At 73.2% G+C, this 19,220-nt stretch carries 2 protein-coding genes; both read right to left on the reverse strand.

Going from position 1 to position 19,220, the window contains the following annotated elements; genetic code table 11:
- Positions 1 to 75: 75 nt before the first annotated feature.
- Positions 76 to 10,716, reverse strand: a complete 10,641-nt coding sequence (locus tag ACFTXQ_RS05255) for a type I polyketide synthase (protein WP_382636034.1) — start codon at positions 10,714 to 10,716, stop codon at positions 76 to 78.
- A 59-nt stretch (positions 10,717 to 10,775) separates the two neighbouring features.
- Positions 10,776 to 19,178, reverse strand: a complete 8,403-nt coding sequence (locus ACFTXQ_RS05260) for a type I polyketide synthase (RefSeq protein ID WP_382636035.1) — start codon at positions 19,176 to 19,178, stop codon at positions 10,776 to 10,778.
- Positions 19,179 to 19,220 lie beyond the last annotated feature (42 nt).

A 19,220-nucleotide genomic window follows, 5' to 3' on the forward strand; every position in this document is an offset into this window, starting at 1 on the left:
TTTTCGGTCTGCACCGTGTTCACTTCCTCTGCCGCGAGGGGCGGATGAATCGAAGGTTCCGAATATTCCGTGACCTCACGCGAGGTCGAATTCTTCGTCGATCAGGTCGAGCAGTTCGTCCACGGACGCCCCGTGGATGTCGTCCTCGGAGAACGCGCCGGGCTTCGCGCCGGCCCCGGAGGATTCGCGGAGCCGCAGCAGGAGCTTCTCCAGGCGTTCCGCGGCCGCCTCGTACTCGGCGGTGTCGCCCGTGGCGGCCGACATGCTGGCCTCCAGGCGGTCGATCTCCTCGGCGAGCGAGCCCACCGGGGAGGCCCCGGCGACCGGGATCTCCTCCAGGAGGTAGCCGGCGACGGCCGCCGGCGTCGGGTAGTCGAAGACGAGCGTCGCGGGCAGTCGCAGGCCGCTGACGGCGTTGAGCCGGTTGCGGAGTTCGACGGCCGACAGGGAGTCGAAGCCGAGCTCGTTGAACGCGCGGGCCTGGTCGACGGCCTCGTGCCCGGCGTGGCCGAGGACCGCCGCGACCTCGCCGCGTACGAGGTCCACGAGCGCCTTCTCGCGTTCGGCGCCGGTGAGTGCGCCGAGCCGCTGGGCGAGCGGCGCCGGACCCTCGGCGCCAGCGGCGCCGGGGGCGGCGGCCGCGGCGCGTCGCGGTGCCACCCGTACGAGCCCGCGCAGCAGCGGCGGCAGGTTCTCCCCGAGGGCCCGCAGGGCCGCGGTGTCGAAGCGGACCGGCGCCAGCAGGTTGCGGTCCTCGGCGACGGCCGCGTCGAACAGCGCCATGCCCTCGGCCTCGGACATCGGGGTCACCCCGCCCTTGGCGACGCGCTTGCGGTCGGCCTCGTCGAGGTGGCCGATCATGCCGTGGTCCCACAGGCCCCAGGCCAGTGAGGTGGCGGGCAGCCCTGCCGCACGGCGGCGCTGGGCGAGCGCGTTGAGGAAGGAGTTGCCGGCCGCGTAGTTGGCCTGTCCGGGCGGGCCGAGGATGCCCGAGACGGAGGAGTAGAGGATGAAGGCGCTCAGGTCCAGATCGGCCGTCAGCTCGTGCAGGTTCCACGCGGCGTCGATCTTGGGCTGGAGGACCGCGTCCAGCTGGTCGCCCGTCATCGACACGATGATGCTGTCGTCCAGCACACCGGCGGTGTGGACCACCGCCGTCAGCGGGTGCTCGGCCGGCACCGAGGCCAGCAGGTCCGCCACCGCGGCCCGGTCGACCACGTCGCAGGCCGCGAACGTGACGTGCGCGCCGAGGCCGGTCAGTTCGGCCCCGAGCTCGGCCGCGCCCGGCGCCCGGTCACCGCGCCGGCTCACCAGCAGCAGGTTCCGTACGCCCTGCTCGGCCACCAGGTGGCGGGCCAGCAGCACACCCAGGCCGCCGGTGGCGCCGGTCACGAGCACCGTCCCCTCGGAGTCCCAGGGGGCGGGCTGCGCGGCGGGGGCGATCTCCACCTTGGCGAGCCGCGGGGCGCGGGCCTCGCCGTCGCGGATCACGAGCTCGCGCTCACCGGTGGCGAGGGCGGCCGGGAGGGCCCGCCGGGACTCGTCGGCGCCGTCCAGGTCGATCTGGGCGAACCGGTCGGGGTTCTCGGTGCCCGCCGAGCGGAACAGGCCCCAGGCGCCGGAGAGTTCCAGGCCCTCCAGACCGGTCGCGGCGTCGGCGGCGACGGCGTCCCTGGTCACCAGGACCAGCCGGGAGGACTCGAAGCGCCGGTCCGCGATCCACGCCTGGGCCAGCTCCAGCGCCCGGTGGGTAGTGGCCCGGGCGATCCCGCCGAGGTCGGCGGCGTCGATGCCGTCCACCGCGGCGGACAGCGGGAGCAGGACGACGGCCGGTGCCTGCTCCCCAGCGTCCACGGCGGCACGCAGGGCGGGCAGGTCGGCGTAGCCGCGCAGGGCGCCGGCGGGGTCCACGCCCGCGCCGAGGCCGAGGGTGTCGGCGCCGAGCACGGCCCAGCCGGTCAGGTCGGTGTCCGCGGCGGCGGTACCGGCCGGGGCCGTCCACTCGACCTGGAACAGCGACTCGTGGTGCGTGACCCCGGCACTGCGCAGCATGTCGGCGGAGACCTCGCGGGAGAGCAGCGCCCCCACCGTGGCGACGGGCGTGCCCACCGGGTCGGTGATCGCGAGGGACACCTCGTCCAGCCCGGTCTCCGCGGTCGTACGGGTCAGCCGTACGCGCAGGGCGGTGGCACCCGTGGTGTGCACGGCGACACCGGACCAGGAGAACGGCAGGCCCGGCTTCCCGTCGGCGTCCGCGACACCCGGCAGCAGGACGTGCAGGGAGGCGTCGAGGAGCGCCGGGTGCAGGGTGAACCGGCCGGCGTCCGCGCGCTGCGCGTCCGGCAGGACGATCTCGGCGAACAGCTCGCCGTCGGTGGACCGCCAGGCGCGGCCCAGGCCCTGGAAGGCGGGCCCGTAGCCGTAGCCCTGGTCGACCAGGCGGCCGTACACGTCGGCCAGGTCGATCTCCTGCGCACCGGCGGGCGGCCAGGCGGCGGAGAGCGGGGCGGTGGGCGCGGACACCGTGCCGGTGGCGAGGATGCCGTTGGCGTGCTGCGTCCAGGGCTGGTCCTCGCCGTCGGGCCGGGAGAAGATCCCCAGCTCGCGGCGGCCCGAAGCGTCCGCTCCGGCGACGGTGATCTGCAGCTGCACGCCGCCGCGCTCGGGCAGCACCAGCGGCGCGGCGAGCGTGAGCTCCTCGACGGAGTCACAGCCGACCTGGTCACCGGCGCGCACGGCCAGCTCCACGAAGGCGGTGCCGGGGAGCAGGACGGTGCCGAACACTGCGTGGTCGGCCAGCCACGGGTGGGACTGGAGCGACAGCCGGCCGGTGAGCACCGCGCCCTCGCCGTGGGCGAGTTCGACGGCGGCACCGAGCAGCGGGTGCCCGGCCTCGTCGAGACCGGCGGAGGTGACGTCACCGGTGACGGCCGGGGGCAGCAGCCAGTAGGAGTCGTGGTGGAAGGCGTAGGTCGGCAGGTCGACGCGACGGGCACCGGAGTTTTCGTAGTACGAGGACCAGTCGACCGGGACGCCCCTGGTGAACAGCCCGCCGAGGGCGGCGATGAGCTGCTCCGGCTCCGGCCTGCCCTTGCGGAGAGCCGGAACCGTGGTGACCGACTCGGTGACATTCGCCGCCATCGCGGAGAGCACACCGTCCGGGCCGAGTTCGAGAAGGGACTCGATGCCCTGCGCCTCGATGGCCTCGATGGCGTCGGCGAACCGCACCGGACGACGGACGTGGTTGACCCAGTAGTCAACCGACGTCAGCTCCTCCGCCGACGCCGCCTGGCCGGTCACCGTGGAAACGATCGGGATCTGCGGGGCGTTGAACGTCAGCCCGGCGACGACCTTACGGAAGTCGTCGAGCATCGGCTCCATGAGCGGCGAGTGGAACGCGTGGCTGACGGTGAGCTGCTTGAACTTCACACCGAGGGAACCGGCGATCTCCAGGACCTCGGCCTCAACACCCGCCAGAACAACAGAGGTCGGACCATTGACGGCGGCGATGCCGACAGAAGCCTCACGGCCGGCCAGGAGCGGAAGAACCTGCTCCTCCGACGCCTGGACGGCAACCATCGCGCCACCCGCAGGCAGGGCCTGCATCAGACGACCACGCGCCGAGACGAGAGCGGCAGCGTCCTCCAGCGAAAGCACCCCGGCGACATGCGCGGCAGCGATCTCACCGATGGAGTGGCCCGCCAGAACCTCCGGCTTCACCCCCCACGACGCGACCAGGCGGTAGAGAGCAACCTCAAGGGCGAACAGAGCAGGCTGCGTGTTGCCGGTCTCGTCCAGACCCTCACCGGAGAAGATCACCTCGCGGAGAGAGCCGTCCAGGTGAGACAGCACCTCGTCGAAAGCGGCAGCGAACGCCGGGAACGCCTCATACAGCTCACGCCCCATACCGGCCCGCTGAGCACCCTGACCGGTGAACACCACACCCACGCGACCAGACCCGGCCACACCCTCGACGACCTCGTCGCCGACGATCACGGCCCGGTGCTCGAACACCGACCGGGACGCCACCAAAGACGCACCCACGTCCACCGGACGCGCATCCGTACCGGCCGCGAACTCACGCAGCCGCTCGACCTGGCCCTTCAGCGCACCGGCCGTGCGGCCGCTGACGACGAGCGGAGCAACAGCCGGGGCGACGCCCTCGGCCACGGTCTCCTCGACCGCCGGGGCCTGCTCCAGCACCACGTGCGCGTTCGTACCGCTCACGCCGAACGATGAGACCGCCGAGCGGCGCGGACGGCCGGTCTCCGGCCAGTCGCGGGCCTCGGTGACGAGTTCCACCTCGCCAGCCGACCAGTCGATCATCGGGGAGGGCTCGCCCACGTGCAGGGTCTTCGGCACCACGCCGTGCTGCATCGCCAGGACCATCTTGATGATGCCGGCCGCGCCCGCCGCGTGCTGCGTGTGCCCGATGTTGGACTTGATCGAGCCGAGCAGCAGGGGCTGCCCCTCCGGGCGCTCCTGCCCGTAGGTCGCGAGCAGCGCCTCGGCCTCGATCGGGTCGCCCAGCCGCGTGCCCGTACCGTGCGCCTCGACGACGTCCACGTCCGCCGCCGACAGGCCGGCTCCGGCCAGGGCCTGGCGGATGACGCGCTGCTGCGAGGGCCCGTTGGGGGCCATGAGGCCGTTGGACGCACCGTCCTGGTTGACCGCCGTGCCCCGCACGACCGCGAGGACCTTGTGGCCGTTGCGGCGCGCGTCCGACAGCCGCTCGACGAGCAGCACGCCGACGCCCTCGGCCCAGCCGGTGCCGTCCGCGTCGGCCGAGAAGGCCTTGCAGCGGCCGTCGGGGGCCAGGCCGCGCTGGCGGCTGAACTCCACGAAGAGCGTGGGCGTGGACATGAGCAGCGCGCCGCCCGCCAGCGCCAGGTCGCATTCGCCGGAGCGCAGGGCCTGCGCGGCGAGGTGCAGCGAGACCAGGGAGGACGAGCAGGCGGTGTCGAGGGTGATCGCCGGGCCGGTCAGGCCCAGGTGGTAGGAGATGCGGCCGGAGGCGATGCTGTTGGCGCTGCCGGTCAGCAGCTGGCCCTCGAAGGAGGGGACCTGGGCGAGCACGCCGCCGTGGTCCTGGCCGCTGACGCCGACGAACACGCCGGTCTGGCTGCCGCGCAGCGACACCGGGTCGATGCCGGCGCGCTCGATGCTCTCCCAGACGGTCTCCAGCAGCATGCGCTGCTGCGGGTCCATGCCGAGCGCCTCGCGCGGCGAGATCCCGAAGAGGGCCGGGTCGAAGCGGTCGACGCCCTCGACGAAGCCGCCTTCGCGGGCGTAGCTCTTGCCCTTCGCCTCCGGGTCGGCGTCGTAGATGCCGTCGATGTCCCAGCCGCGGTCGGTGGGGAAGCCGCCGATGGCGTCGATCTCGTCGGTGACGACGCGCCACAGGTCCTCGGGCGAGGTGACGCCGCCGGGCAGGCGGCAGGCCATGCCGACGATGGCGATCGGGTCGTCGTCGACGACCGTCGTCGCCCGCGGGGCGGCGGCGGGGGCGGCCGCGGTGCCGGCGAGTTCACCGTGCAGGAAGCGGGCGATGTCCGCCGGGGTCGGGTAGTCGAAGATCAGGGCCGCGGGGAGCCGCAGTCCGGTGGCGCCGTTGAGCTCGTTGCGCAGCTCGACCGCCGTGAGGGAGTCGAAGCCGAGCTCCTTGAACGCGCGGTCCTGGCCGATGGCGGAGTGGTCGCTGTGGCCGAGGACGGCGGCCACGTGGCCGCGTACGAAGTCGACGAGGACCCGCTCGCTCTCGGCGGCGCCGAGCCCGGCGAGCTGCTGGACGAGCGCGTTGGCGGCGGCGGTGTCGGTGCCGGCCGCGGCGGCCTTGCGCCGCGGGGCGACCCGTACGAGACCGCGCAGCAGCGCGGGCAGTCCGTCGCCCAGGGAACGCAGGACGGACAGGTCCAGGCGGGTGGGCAGGGCCCAGGCCAGGCCGGAGCCGACGACGGTGTCGAAGAGCTCCATGCCGTCGGCCTCGGCCAGCGGCAGCATGCCGGCGCGGGCGATGCGGTCGACGTCGTTCTGCGACAGGCTGTCGGTGATGCCGCCGGTCTGCGCCCACAGACCCCAGGCGAGGGCGGTCGCGGGGAGTCCGATGGTGCGGCGGTGGCGGGCGAGCTCGTCCAGGAAGGCGTTGGCGGCCGAGTAGTTGGCCTGGCCGGGGCCGCCGAAGGTCGCCGCGGAGGAGGAGTAGAGGACGAAGGCCGTGAGGTCGAGGTCCTTGGTGAGCTCGTGCAGGTTCCACGCGGCGTCGACCTTGGGCCGCAGCACGCGGTCGAGCTGCTGTGCCGTCAGGGTCGCGGCGATGCCGTCGTCGAGGACGCCCGCCGTGTGGACGATGCCCTTCAGGGGCTGGTCCGCGGGGATGGCGGCGAGCAGCTCGGCGAGCGCGTCGCGGTCGGCGACGTCGCAGGCGGCGAAGGTGACGTGGGCGCCGAGCGCGGTCAGTTCGGTGTCGAGTTCGGCCGCGCCCGGGGCCTGGCCGCCGCGCCGGCTGACGAGCAGCAGGTTCCGCACGCCGTGCTCGGTGACGAGGTGGCGGGAGAGCAGGGTGCCCAGGTCGCCGGTGGCGCCGGTGATCAGCACGGTGCCCTCGGGGCCGAAGGCGGGCCGCGCGGAGTCGTCCGCCGTCGGCGGGACCAGGCGGGCCAGGCGCGGGGCGAACGCGGCGCCGTCACGCAGGGCCAGCTCGGGCTCGCCCGTGGCGAGGGCGGCGGCGATCGTCCCGGCCAGGGAGTCCGCGGGGCTCGCCGGGTCGAGGTCGAGGAGGACGAAACGCCCCGGGTTCTCGTTCTGCGCGGTGCGCAGCAGACCCCGCACGCCGGCCAGGGCCACGTCGCCCGGCTGGTCGGCGTCGAGCGAGACGGCACCCTCGGTCAGCACGACGAGGCGGGAGTCCTCGTAGCGTTCGTCGGCCAGCCACTTCTGTACGAGTTCCAGGGCGCCCAGCGTCGCGGTGCGCAGGGCGGCGGCCGGGTCGGGGGACTCGGGGCGGGTGACGGGCGCGAGGAGGACGGCGGGGACCTCGGCGGTCCCGTCCTCGATCGCCGCCCAGCCGACGGGAGTCCCCAGGCCGGTGAGGCCCGGGAGTCCGGCGTCGCCGAGCACCGACCAGGTGCCGGTCGCCGGCTCGGCCGCGGGGGTGGGCACGGGCGTCCACGCGAGGTGGAAGAGGGCGTCGCTGCCGGTGTTCCCGGCGTTGCGCAGGGCCTCGGCGGAGATGGCCCGGGACAGCAGGGACTCGACGGTGACGACGGGGGCGCCCGTGCCGTCGGAGGCGACCAGCCGCAGCGTGTCCGGGCCGGTCAGGGTGAGCTGCACGCGCAGCACGGAGGCACCGGCGCCGTGGACGGTGAGACCGGACCAGGAGAACGGCAGACCGCCCTGGCGGTCCTCGTCGACCACACCGCGCAGGAGCGGGTGGAGGGCCGCGTCGAGGAGCGCCGGGTGCAGGGCGAACTGGGCGGCGTCGGTGCGCTGCTCGTCGGGCAGGGCGACCTCGGCGTAGAGGGCGCCGTCGGGCGTCCGCCAGGCACGGCGCAGGCCCTGGAAGGCGGGGCCGTAGCCGTGGCCCTGCTCGGTGAGCCGCTCGTAGGCGCCGTCGACGTCGACCTCGGTCGCACCGGCCGGCGGCCACACGAGCAGGCCTGCGGGGGCGGGGGCACCGCCGGTCACCAGGCTGCCGGTGGCGTGCTGGGTCCAGGGCTGGTCCTCGCCGTCGGGGCGGGAGTGGACGGCGATCGCACGCCGGCCGGAGGCGTCCGGTCCGCCGACGGTCAGCTGGAGCTGGATGCCACCGCGCTCGGGCAGGACCAGCGGGGCGGCGAGGGTGAGTTCCTCGATGGTGTCGCAGCCGACGCGGTCACCGGCCTGCGTGGCGAGCTCGACAAACGCGGTGCCGGGCAGGAGGACCGTGTCGAGGATGGCGTGGTCGGCGAGCCAGGGGTGGGTCTGGAGGGAGAGCCGCCCGGTGAGGATCAGCCCTTCCCCGTCGGCGAGTTCGACGGCCGCACCGAGCAGCGGGTGCCCGGCGGCGGTCAGACCGGCCGAGGAGACGTCGCCCATGCCGGTGGTCGGCATGAGCCAGTAGCGCTCGTGCTGGAAGGCGTAGGTCGGCAGGTCGACGCGACGGGCACCGGAGTTTTCGTAGTACGAGGACCAGTCGACCGGGACGCCCCTGGTGAACAGCCCGCCGAGGGCGGCGATGAGCTGCTCCGGCTCCGGCCGGCCCTTGCGGAGAGCCGGAACCGTGGTGACCGACTCGGAGACGTTCGCCGCCATCGCGGAGAGCACACCGTCCGGGCCGAGCTCGAAGAGGGACTCGACGCCCTGCGCCTCGATGGTGCCGATGGCGTCGGCGAAACGGACCGGGCGGCGGACGTGGTTGACCCAGTAGTCGACCGACGTCAGCTCCTCCGCCGTGGCCGGGCGGCCGGTGACCGTGGAGACGATCGGGATCTGCGGGGTGTTGAACGTCAGCCCGGCGACGACCTTGCGGAAGTCCTCCAGCATCGGCTCCATCAGAGGCGAGTGGAACGCATGGCTGACCGTGAGCTGCTTGAACTTCACACCCAGCGAACCGGCGATCTCCAGAACCTCGGCCTCAACACCCGCCAGAACGACAGAGGCCGGACCATTGATCGCGGCGATGCCGACAGAAGCCTCCCGGCCGGCCAGGAGCGGAAGAACCTGCTCCTCCGACGCCTGGACGGCAACCATCGCGCCACCCGCAGGCAGGGCCTGCATCAGCCGACCACGCGCAGAGACCAGAGCGGCAGCGTCCTCAAGGGACAGCACCCCGGCCACGTGCGCGGCAGCGATCTCACCGATGGAGTGGCCGGCCAGAACCTCCGGCTTCACACCCCACGACTCGACCAGACGGAACAGCGCCACCTCAAGGGCGAACAGAGCCGGCTGCGTGTTCCCCGTCTCGTCCAGACCCTCGCCCGAGAGGATGACTTCGCGCAGCGAGCCGTCCAGGTGCGACAGCACCTCGTCGAAAGCGGCAGCGAACGCCGGGAACGCCTCATACAGCTCGCGCCCCATACCGGCCCGCTGAGCGCCCTGGCCCGTGAACAGCACGCCCACGCGGCCGGAACCGGCCACACCCTCGACGACCTCGTCGCCGACGATCACCGCCCGGTGCTCGAACACCGAACGCGACCCCACCAGCGAGGCACCCACGTCCACCGGACGCGCATCCGAAGCCGCGACGAACTCCCGCAGCCGCTCCACCTGCGCACCCAGCGCACCGGCCGTACGACCGCTCACCACGAACGGCGTCACAGCCGGAGCAACACCCTCGGCGGCCGCAGACTCCTCGGCGACCGGCGCCTGCTCCAGCACCACGTGCGCGTTCGTACCGCTGATGCCGAACGAGGACACCGCCGCGCGCCGCGGGCGGCCGGTCTCCGGCCAGTCGCGGGCCTCGGTCAGCAGTTCCACCTCACCCGCCGACCAGTCGACCTCGGTCGACGGTTGGCCCACGTGCAGGGTCTTCGGGAGGACGCCGTGGCGCATGGCCTCGACCATCTTGATGATGCCCGCGACGCCGGCGGCCGCCTGCGTGTGCCCGATGTTCGACTTGACCGAGCCGAGCAGCAGCGGCTGGCCCTCGGGGCGCTCCTGGCCGTAGGTGGCCAACAGGGCCTCGGCCTCGATCGGGTCGCCCAGCCGCGTGCCCGTGCCGTGCGCCTCGACGACGTCGACGTCCGCCGCCGTAAGGCGGGCGTTGAGCAGCGCGTGCCGGATGACGCGGCGCTGCGAGGGCCCGTTGGGGGCGGTGAGGCCGTTGGACGCGCCGTCCTGGTTGATCGCCGAACCCCGCACGACCGCGAGGACCTTGTGGCCGTTGCGCTTCGCGTCCGACAGCCGCTCGACGAGCAGCATGCCGACGCCCTCACCCCAGCCGACGCCGTCCGCGTCCGACGAGAAGGACTTCGAGCGGCCGTCGGCGGCGAGGCCGCGCTGGCGGCTGAACTCGACGAAGGTGCCCGGGGTCGACATGACGGTCACGCCGCCCGCGAGGGCCATGGAGCACTCGCCGGAGCGCAGGGCCTGCGCGGCGAGGTGCAGGGCGACCAGCGAGGAGGAGCAGGCCGTGTCGACGGTGACGGCCGGGCCGGTGAGGCCCAGGTTGTAGGCGACGCGGCCGGAGGCGACGCTGCCCGCGCTGCCGGTGAGGATGTGCCCCTCGTGGCCCTCGGGGATGTCCCGCAGCCGCAGGCCGTAGTCCCCGTACATGACGCCGGTGAAGACGCCGACGGCGGATTCCTTGACGGTGGTCGGGTCGATGCCGGCGCGCTCGAAGGTCTCCCAGGCGATCTCCAGCAGCAGCCGCTGCTGGGCGTCGACGCCCAGGGCTTCCCGCGGGCTCATGCCGAAGAAGTCGGGGTCGAACTTGTCGGCGTCGTGGAGGAAGCCGCCCTCGCGGGTGTAGCTCTTGCCCTTAGCCTCGGGGTCGGCGTCGTACAGGTCCTCGGGCCAGCCGCGCCGGCTCGGGAACGGCGAGATCGCGTCGGTGCCGTCGGCGACGAGCCGCCACAGGTCCTCCGGCGACTCGACGTCACCGGGGTAGCGGCAGGCCATCCCCACGATGGCGATCGGTTCCTGGTTCTTCTCCTCGAGCTCCTGCAGACGGTTGCGCGTCTGGACCAGGTCGGCGGTCACCTTCTTGAAGACACCGAGGAGCTTTTCGTCGTTCGACATTTCTGCGTTCCCTACCCATTCATTTCGACAAGTTCGGAATTCGTTTTTCTTCTGTCGCGTCAGTCGAAGGTGATTCCGAATTCCTTGCCGACGAATTCATACATTTCCTCGACGGAGGCCGATTCCAGGTCCTCGGCCACGTCGGTGCCCTCCGCGGCGGTCCCGTTGCCCCGGCTGCCGTCCCACGCGGACATCAGCGCGGCCAGCCGGACCTGGGTCTGGGCGGCGGCCATGTCGTCCAGTTCCAGGCTCGTCAGAGCTGCTTCCAGTGCCTCGATGCGTTCCATCACGAGCCGTTCGGGCGACACCCCGGCATCGACGAGCTCCTCGCGCAGGTGCGTGGCGAGCGCCTGCGGGGTCGGGTAGTCGAAGATGAGGGTGGCCGGCAGGCGCAGTCCGGTCTCGCCGTTGAGGCGGTTGCGCAGGTCGACTGCGGTGAGCGAGTCGAAGCCGAGCTCCTTGAACGCCCGCTCCGGGTCGACCGTGTCCTGACCGGCGTGGCCCAGTACGGTCGCGACCTGCGCGCAGACCAGCTCGCGCAGCACCGCGTCCTGTTCGGACTGCGGCAGCGCCGCCAGGCGCTCGGCGAGGCCCGTCCCGCCGGCCCCCGTGCCCGAGGCCGTGCCCGCGGCGGCCCGGCGCGGTGCCTGGCGGACCAGGCCGCGCAGGATCGCGGGCAGTGCGTCGCCCTGGGCGCGCAGCGCCTTGGTGTCGAGGCGCATCGGGAGGACCCAGGCCCGGTCGCGGCCGAGGGCGGTCTCGAAGAGCTCCAGGCCGTCGTCGGCGGTCAGCGGCAGCAGACCGGCGCGGATCATGCGCTGGAGGTCGGCTTCACCGAGGTGCCCGGTGATGCCGCTGGCCTCGGCCCACAGGCCCCAGGACAACGAGGAGGCGGGCAGGCCGGCGGCGTGCCGGTACTCGGCGAGCGCGTCCAGGAACCCGTTCGCGGCCGCGTAGTTGCCCTGTCCCGGGGCGCCGAACACGGCGGCGGCCGAGGAGAAGAGGACGAACCCCGACAGCGGCAGGTCCTTGGTCAGCTCGTGCAGGTTCCACGCGCCGTCCACCTTGGGGCGCAGTACGCCGTCCACCCGCTCGGGGGTGAGCGAGGCGATGACGCCGTCGTCGGCGACACCGGCCGTGTGGACCACGGCGGTCAGCGGGTGCTCCGCCGGGATGGACGCGAGCAGCCGGGCGAGCGCGTCACGGTCGGCCGCGTCGCACGCGGCGATCCGCACCTGGGCGCCGAGCGCGGTCAGTTCGTCGCGCAGGGCGTCGGCGCCGTCGGCGGCCGGGCCGCGCCGGCTGGTGAGCAGCAGGTGGCGGGCGCCGTAGGCCGTGACGAGCCGGCGGGCCAGCATGGCGCCGAGGACACCGGTGGCGCCGGTGACGAGCACCGTTCCGTCCGGGTCGAACGGCGACGGCCGCTCCGGAGCCGCGGGCTCGACGGCCATCCGCGCCAGCCTGGGCGCGTAGAGCTCGCCGCCGCGGATCGCGAGCTGCGGCTCACCGGTGGCCGGCGCCGCGATGAGCGCCTGCCAGGTCGCCGGGCCGGGCTCGGACCGTTCGGCCAGGTCGAGGAGGACGATCCGGCCGGGGTTCTCCGTCTGCGCGGAGCGCAGCAGGCTCCACGCGGAGGTCAGGGCGAGGTCCCCGCCTTCGGCTCCGCTCGCCACGACCAGCAGCGTGGACTGCTCGAGGCGCTCGTCCGCGAGCCATTCCTGGGCCAGGCGCAGCGCCCGGTAGGTGACCTCGCGCACCGCGTCGGGCACTTCGCCGGCGTCGGGGGCCGCGGCCGCGAGCGGCAGCAGCGTCACCGGCGGGACGGACTCGCCCGCGTCCACCGCGGCCAGCAGGGCCGAGATTCCCTCGTACCGGCGCAGGCCGGGGAACGGGCCCTGGGCCAGGCCGAGTTCGGCGCCGCCCAGCAGGGCCCAGCCCTCGGCGGGCGCGGTCGCCGGGCCGGCCACCTTGGTCCGCTCCACCTGGAAGAGGGCCTCGTGGTAGGTGGTGCGGGCGCTGCCCAGCGCGTCCACGGAGACGGTCCGCCACAGCAGCGAGTCCGCCTCGGCGACGGGCTTGCCGGCGCCGTCCGCGATGAGCAGGGAGACCGTGTCGGTGCCGGTGGACACGAAACGCACCCGCAGGTCGGCGGCCCCGGCGGCGTGCACGGTGACCCCGCCCCACGAGAACGGCAGCGCGGGCTCCGACGCGTCTTCCAGCGCCTTGAGCATCATGGCGTGGAGGGTGGCGTCGAGGAGCGCCGGGTGCAGGGTGAACAGCCCCGCGTCGGTCCGCTGCGTGTCGGGCAGTTCGACCTCGGCGTAGACCTCGTCGTCGCGGCGCCAGGCGCGGCGCAGCCCCTGGAAGGCGGGGCCGTAGCCGTAGCCCTGGTCGGCGAGCCGCTCGTACGCGCCGTCGACGTCGACCTCGACGGCCCCGGCCGGCGGCCACTCCACGAGGTCGCCGGGGATCCGCGCGGCGGTCGGCGCGAGCACACCGGATGCGTGCTGGATCCACGCCTCCGCGTCGCCGTCCTGGCCTTCGGGGCGGGCGTGGACGGTCAGGACGCGGCGCCCGGAGTCGTCGGGCGCCCCGACGGTCAGCTGCACCTGGATGCCGCCGCGCTCGGGCAGGATCAGCGGCGCGGCGAGGGTGAGTTCCTCGATGGTGCCGCAGCCGACGCGGTCACCGGCCTGGGTGGCCATCTCCACGAAGGCCGTACCGGGCAGCAGGACCGTTTCCGCGACGGCGTGGTCGGCGAGCCAGCCGTGCGTCTGCAGCGCGAGCCGCCCGGTGAGGATCAGCCCCTCCCCGTCGGCGAGCTCGACGGCCGCACCGAGCAGCGGGTGCCCGGCGGCGGTCAGACCGGCCGAGTTCACGTCGGCACTGTCGGCCACGGGCACGAGCCAGTACGACTCGTGCTGGAAGGCGTAGGTCGGCAGGTCGACGCGCTGGGCGCCGGAGTTTTCGTAGTACGAGGACCAGTCGACCGGGACGCCCCTGGTGAACAGCCCGCCGAGGGCGGCGATGAGCTGCTCCGGCTCCGGCCGGCCCTTGCGGAGAGCCGGAACCGTGGTGACCGACTCGGTGACGTTCGCCGCCATCGCGGAGAGCACACCGTCCGGGCCGAGTTCGAGAAGGGACTCGATGCCCTGCGCCTCGATGGCCTCGATGGCGTCGGCGAAGCGGACCGGGCGGCGGACGTGGTTGACCCAGTAGTCGACCGAGGTCAGCTCCTCCGCAGTGGCCGGGCGGCCGGTGACCGTGGAGACGATCGGGATCTGCGGGGCGTTGAAGGTCAGCCCGGCGACGACCTGGCGGAAGTCGTCGAGCATCGGCTCCATGAGCGGCGAGTGGAAGGCGTGGCTGACCGTGAGCTGCTTGAACTTCACACCCAGCGAACCGGCGATCTCCAGAACCTCGGCCTCAACACCCGCCAGAACCACGGACGCCGGACCGTTGACCGCAGCGATGCCCACAGAAGCCTCACGGTCGGCCAGGAGCGGAAGAACCTGCTCCTCAGACGCCTGGACCGCGACCATCGCACCACCGGCGGGCAGCGCCTGCATCAGCCGGCCACGCGCAGAGACGAGTGCGGCAGCGTCCTCAAGGGACAGCACACCGGCCACGTGCGCGGCGGCGATCTCGCCGATGGAGTGACCCGCCAGAACCTCCGGCTTCACACCCCACGACTCGACCAGACGGTAGAGAGCGACCTCAAGGGCGAACAGAGCAGGCTGCGTGTTGCCCGTCTCGTCCAGACCCTCACCGGAGAAGATCACGTCCCGGAGAGAGCCGTCCAGGTGAGACAGAACCTCGTCGAAAGCGGCAGCGAACGCCGGGAACGCCTCATACAGCTCGCGCCCCATACCGGCCCGCTGAGCACCCTGACCCGTGAACAGCACGCCCACGCGGCCGGACCCGGCCACACCCTCGACGACCTCGTCGCCGACGATCACAGCCCGGTGCTCGAACACCGCGCGGTGCGCGGCCAGCGACCAGCCGATGTCGGTCGGACGGGCGGCGGAGATGGCGGCGGACTCGCGCAGCCGCTCCACCTGCTCCCGCAGCGCGCCGGCCGTGCGACCGCTGACGACCAGCGGGGCGACGGCCGGGGCGACGCCCTCGGCCACCGGCTCCTCGACCGCCGGGGCCTGCTCCAGCACCACGTGCGCGTTCGTACCGCTCGCTCCGAAGGAGGACACCGCCGCGCGCCGCGGGCGGCCGGTCTCCGGCCAGTCCCGCGCCTCGGTGAGCAGCTCGACGGCGCCGGAGGCCCAGTCGATGAGCGGCGAGGGCTGGTCGGCGTGCAGAGTCTTCGGCAGGACGCCGTGCCGCATGGCCTGGACCATCTTGATGACACCGCCGACACCCGCCGCCGCCTGGGCGTGGCCGATGTTGGACTTCAGCGAGCCCAGCCACAGCGGCTGTTCGGCCGAGTGCTCCTGGCCGTAGGTCGCGAGCAGCGCCTCCGCCTCGATCGGGTCACCGAGCCGCGTACCCGTGCCGTGCGCCTCGACCGCGTCGACGTCCGCCGCCGTCAGGCGGGCGTTGGCCAGGGCCTGGCGGATGACGCGCTGCTGCGAGGGCCCGTTCGGGGCGGTGAGGCCGTTGGACGCGCCGTCCTGGTTGACGGCAGTGCCCCGCACGACCGCGAGGACGTTGTGCCCGTTGCGCTTCGCGTCGGAGAGCCGCTCGACGAGGAGCATTCCGACGCCCTCGGCCCAGCCGGTGCCGTCGGCGTCGGCCGAGAAGGCCTTGCAGCGGCCGTCGGGGGCCAGGCCGCGCTGGCGGCTGAACTCGATGAACGTGCCCGGGGTGGACATGACCGTGACACCGCCGACGAGCGCCATCTCGCATTCGCCGGAGCGCAGGGCCTGTGCGGCGAGGTGCAGGGCGACCAGGGAGGACGAGCAGGCCGTGTCGATCGTCATGGCCGGGCCTTCGAGGCCGAAGGCGTAGGAGATCCGGCCGGCGACGACGCTGGCCGCGTTGCCGGTCATCAGGTAGCCGTCGACGCCTTCGGGGGCGCGGGTCATCATCGTGGCGTAGTCGGCGCCGTTGCCGCCGGCGAAGACGCCCGTCTGGCTGCCGCGCACCGACTCGGGGTCGATGCCCGCCCGCTCGAAGGTCTCCCAGGCGGTTTCCAGCAGCATGCGCTGCTGCGGGTCCATGCCGAGGGCCTCGCGCGGGGAGATCCCGAAGAAGCCGGCGTCGAACTGGTCGGCGTTGTAGAGGAAGCCGCCTTCCCGGGTGTAGCTCTTGCCCGAGCGGTCGGGGTCCGGGTCGTAGAGGTCCTCGTCCCAGCCGCGGCCGGCCGGCAGCGGACCGATGGCGTCGACGCCGTCGGACACCAGCTGCCACAGGTCCTCGGGCGAGGCGGTGCCGCCCGGGTAGCGGCAGGCCATGCCGACGATCGCGATGGGCTCGTCGCTCGCGCGGGTCGCGGTGTAGGTGCGGACTGCGTCGGAACCGAGCAGTTCGTCGCGGAGGTAGGTGACGACCGCCTGCGGGGTGGGGTGGTCGAAGCTGACGGTGGCCGGGATGCGCAGGCCGGTCACCGCGTTCAGGCGGTCGCGCAGGTCCACGGCGGTCATGGAGGTCAGGCCGAGCTCGGTGAAGTTCTGCTGTGCGCCCACGGAGCCGGGGTCGGCGTAGCCGAGGACGACGGCGAGCTGCTCGCGCACGAGTCGCAGCAGGAGTTCGTTCTGCTCGCCTTCGCCGAGCGCGGTGAGCTCGTCGATCAGCTCGGCCGCTCCGCCGCCGAGGCGGGAGGGCTTGTGCTCGACCACGACGGGGGCCGCGTAGTCGGTCGCGTCGCCGGCGGCGGGCACGAGCCAGTAGTTCTCGTGCTGGAAGGCGTAGGTCGGCAGGTCGACGCGCTGGGCGCCGGAGTTTTCGTAGTACGAGGACCAGTCGACCGGGACGCCCCTGGTGAACAGCCCGCCGAGGGCGGCGATGAGCTGCTCCGGCTCCGGCCGGCCCTTGCGGAGAGCCGGAACCGTGGTGACCGACTCGGTGACGTTCGCCGCCATCGCGGAGAGGACGGCGTCCGGGCCGAGTTCCAGCAGGGTCTCGATGCCCTGGCCCTCGATGGTGCCGATCGCGTCGGCGAAGCGGACGGGGCGGCGGACGTGGTCGACCCAGTAGTCGACCGAGGTCAGCTCCTCCGCCGTGGCCAGCCGGCCGGTGACCGTGGAGACGAACGGAATACTCGGGGCGTTGAACGTCAGCCCGGCGACGACCTCGCGGAAGTCCTCCAGCATCGGCTCCATGAGCGGCGAGTGGAACGCGTGGCTGACCGTGAGCTGCTTGAACTTCACACCCAGCGAACCGGCGATCTCCAGAACCTCGGCCTCGACACCCGCCAGAACCACGGACGCCGGACCGTTGACCGCGGCGATACCGACGGTCTTCTCCCGGCCGGCGAGCAGCGGAAGAACCTGCTCCTCCGAAGCCTGGACGGCGACCATCGCACCACCGGCGGGCAGCGCCTGCATCAGCCGGCCACGCGCCGAGACCAGAGCGGCAGCGTCCTCCAGCGAGAGCACACCGGAGACATGCGCGGCGGCGATCTCGCCGATCGAGTGCCCGGCAACCAGGTCCGGCTTCACGCCCCACGACGCGACCAGGCGGTGGAGGGCGACCTCCAGGGCGAACAGGGCGGGCTGCGTGTTGCCCGTCTCGTCCAGGCCTTCGCCCGAGAAGATCACTTCGCGCAGCGAACCGTCCAGATGAGACAGAACCTCGTCAAGCGCAGTCGCGAACGTCGGAAAAGCCTCATACAACTCACGACCCATACCGGCCCGCTGAGCACCCTGACCGGTGAACACGACGCCCACCCGGCCGGAACCAGCGACACCCTCGACGACCTCGTCACCGACGACGACCGCCCGGTGATCGAACAGAGAACGGGAGGCCACCAGCGAGGCGCCGATGTCCACCGGGCGGGCGTCCGTGCCCGCCGTGAAGGCCCGCAGCCGCTCGACCTGCGCGCCCAGCGCGGCAGCCGTGCGGCCGCTGACGACGAACGGGGCGACGGCCGGGGCGACGCCCTCGGCGGCGGCCGGCTGCTCGGCCTCGGGGGCCTGCTCCAGCACCACGTGCGCGTTGGTCCCGCTGACGCCGAACGACGAGACCGCCGCGCGGCGCGGGCGGCCCGTCTCGGGCCACTGCCGTGTCTCGCCGGCCAGCTCGACGGCGCCGGCCGTCCAGTCGACCATGGGCGTCGGCTGGTCCGCGTGCAGGGTCTTCGGCACGACGCCGTGCTGCATGGCCAGGACCATCTTGATGATGCCGGCCGCGCCGGCCGCGTGCTGGGTGTGCCCGATGTTGGACTTCACGGAGCCCAGCAGCAGCGGCTGCCCTTCCGCGCGGGTCTTGCCGTATGCGGAGAGCAGGGCCTCCGCCTCGATCGGGTCGCCCAGGCGGGTGCCCGTGCCGTGCGCCTCGACGACGTCGACGTCGGCCGCCGTCAGGCGGGCGTTGGCGAGGGCGTCGCGGATGACGCGCTGCTGGGCGCGGCCGTTGGGGGCGGTCAGGCCGTTGGAGGCGCCGTCCTGGTTGACGGCCGTGCCGCGGATGACGGCGAGGACCTTGTGGCCGTTGCGCTGTGCGTCGGAGAGCCGCTCGACGAGGAGCATGCCGACGCCCTCGCCCCAGCCGGTGCCGTCCGCATCGGCCGAGAAGGACTTGCAGCGGCCGTCGGCCGAGAGGCCGCGCTGGCGGCTGAACTCGATGAAGGTGCCCGGCGTCGCCATGATCATGATGCCGCCGGCGAGGGCCATGTCGCACTCCCCCGACCGCAGCGCCCGCGCCGCGAGGTGCAGGGCGACGAGCGAGGAGGAGCAGGCCGTGTCGAGGGTGACCGCCGGGCCGGTCAGGCCCAGGTGGTAGGCGACGCGGCCGGACATGATGCTGGAGGTGCTGCCGGTGAGGACCAGCCCCTCCACGCTCTGCGGGGCGTCCTGCATGCGGGGGCCGTAGTCCTGGCCGGTGGCGCCGACGTAGACGCCGGTGCTGCTGCCGCGCAGGGAGGCGGGTGCGATGCCGGCCTGCTCGACGGTCTCCCAGGCGACCTCCAGCAGCAGGCGCTGCTGGGGGTCCATGGCGAGGGCCTCGCGCGGGGAGATCTCGAAGAAGCCGGCGTCGAACAGTCCGGCGTCGTGCAGGAAGCCGCCTTCCCGGGTGTAGCTGTGACCGGAGGCCTCCGGGTCGGCGTCGTACAGGTCCTCGGGCCAGCCGCGGCCCTCGGGGAACGGGCCGACCGCGTCGGTTTCCGCCGCCACGAGCCGCCACAGGTCCTCGGAGGAGCCGACGCCGCCGGGGAAGCGGCAGCCCATGCCGACGATCGCGATCGGCTCGTGCTCCTTGTCCTCCGCCTCGCGGAGCTTGCGGTGCGCGGTCTGGGCGTCGTTGATGGCTCGCTTGAGGTAATCGCGGAGTTTCTGTTCCTCAGCCACGCGGGTTCAGCCTCTCGGAAAGTCGCAGGGTCGTGCGGTGGG

This window comes from Streptomyces sp. NPDC057010, from assembly GCF_042673805.1.
Taxonomy (GTDB): domain Bacteria; phylum Actinomycetota; class Actinomycetes; order Streptomycetales; family Streptomycetaceae; genus Streptomyces.

Excerpts from the sequence above, each read along its gene's own strand:
- ACFTXQ_RS05255 (WP_382636034.1), bottom strand. The coding sequence starts at position 10,716 with ATGTCGAACGACGAAAAGCTCCTCGGTGTCTTCAAGAAGGTGACCGCC.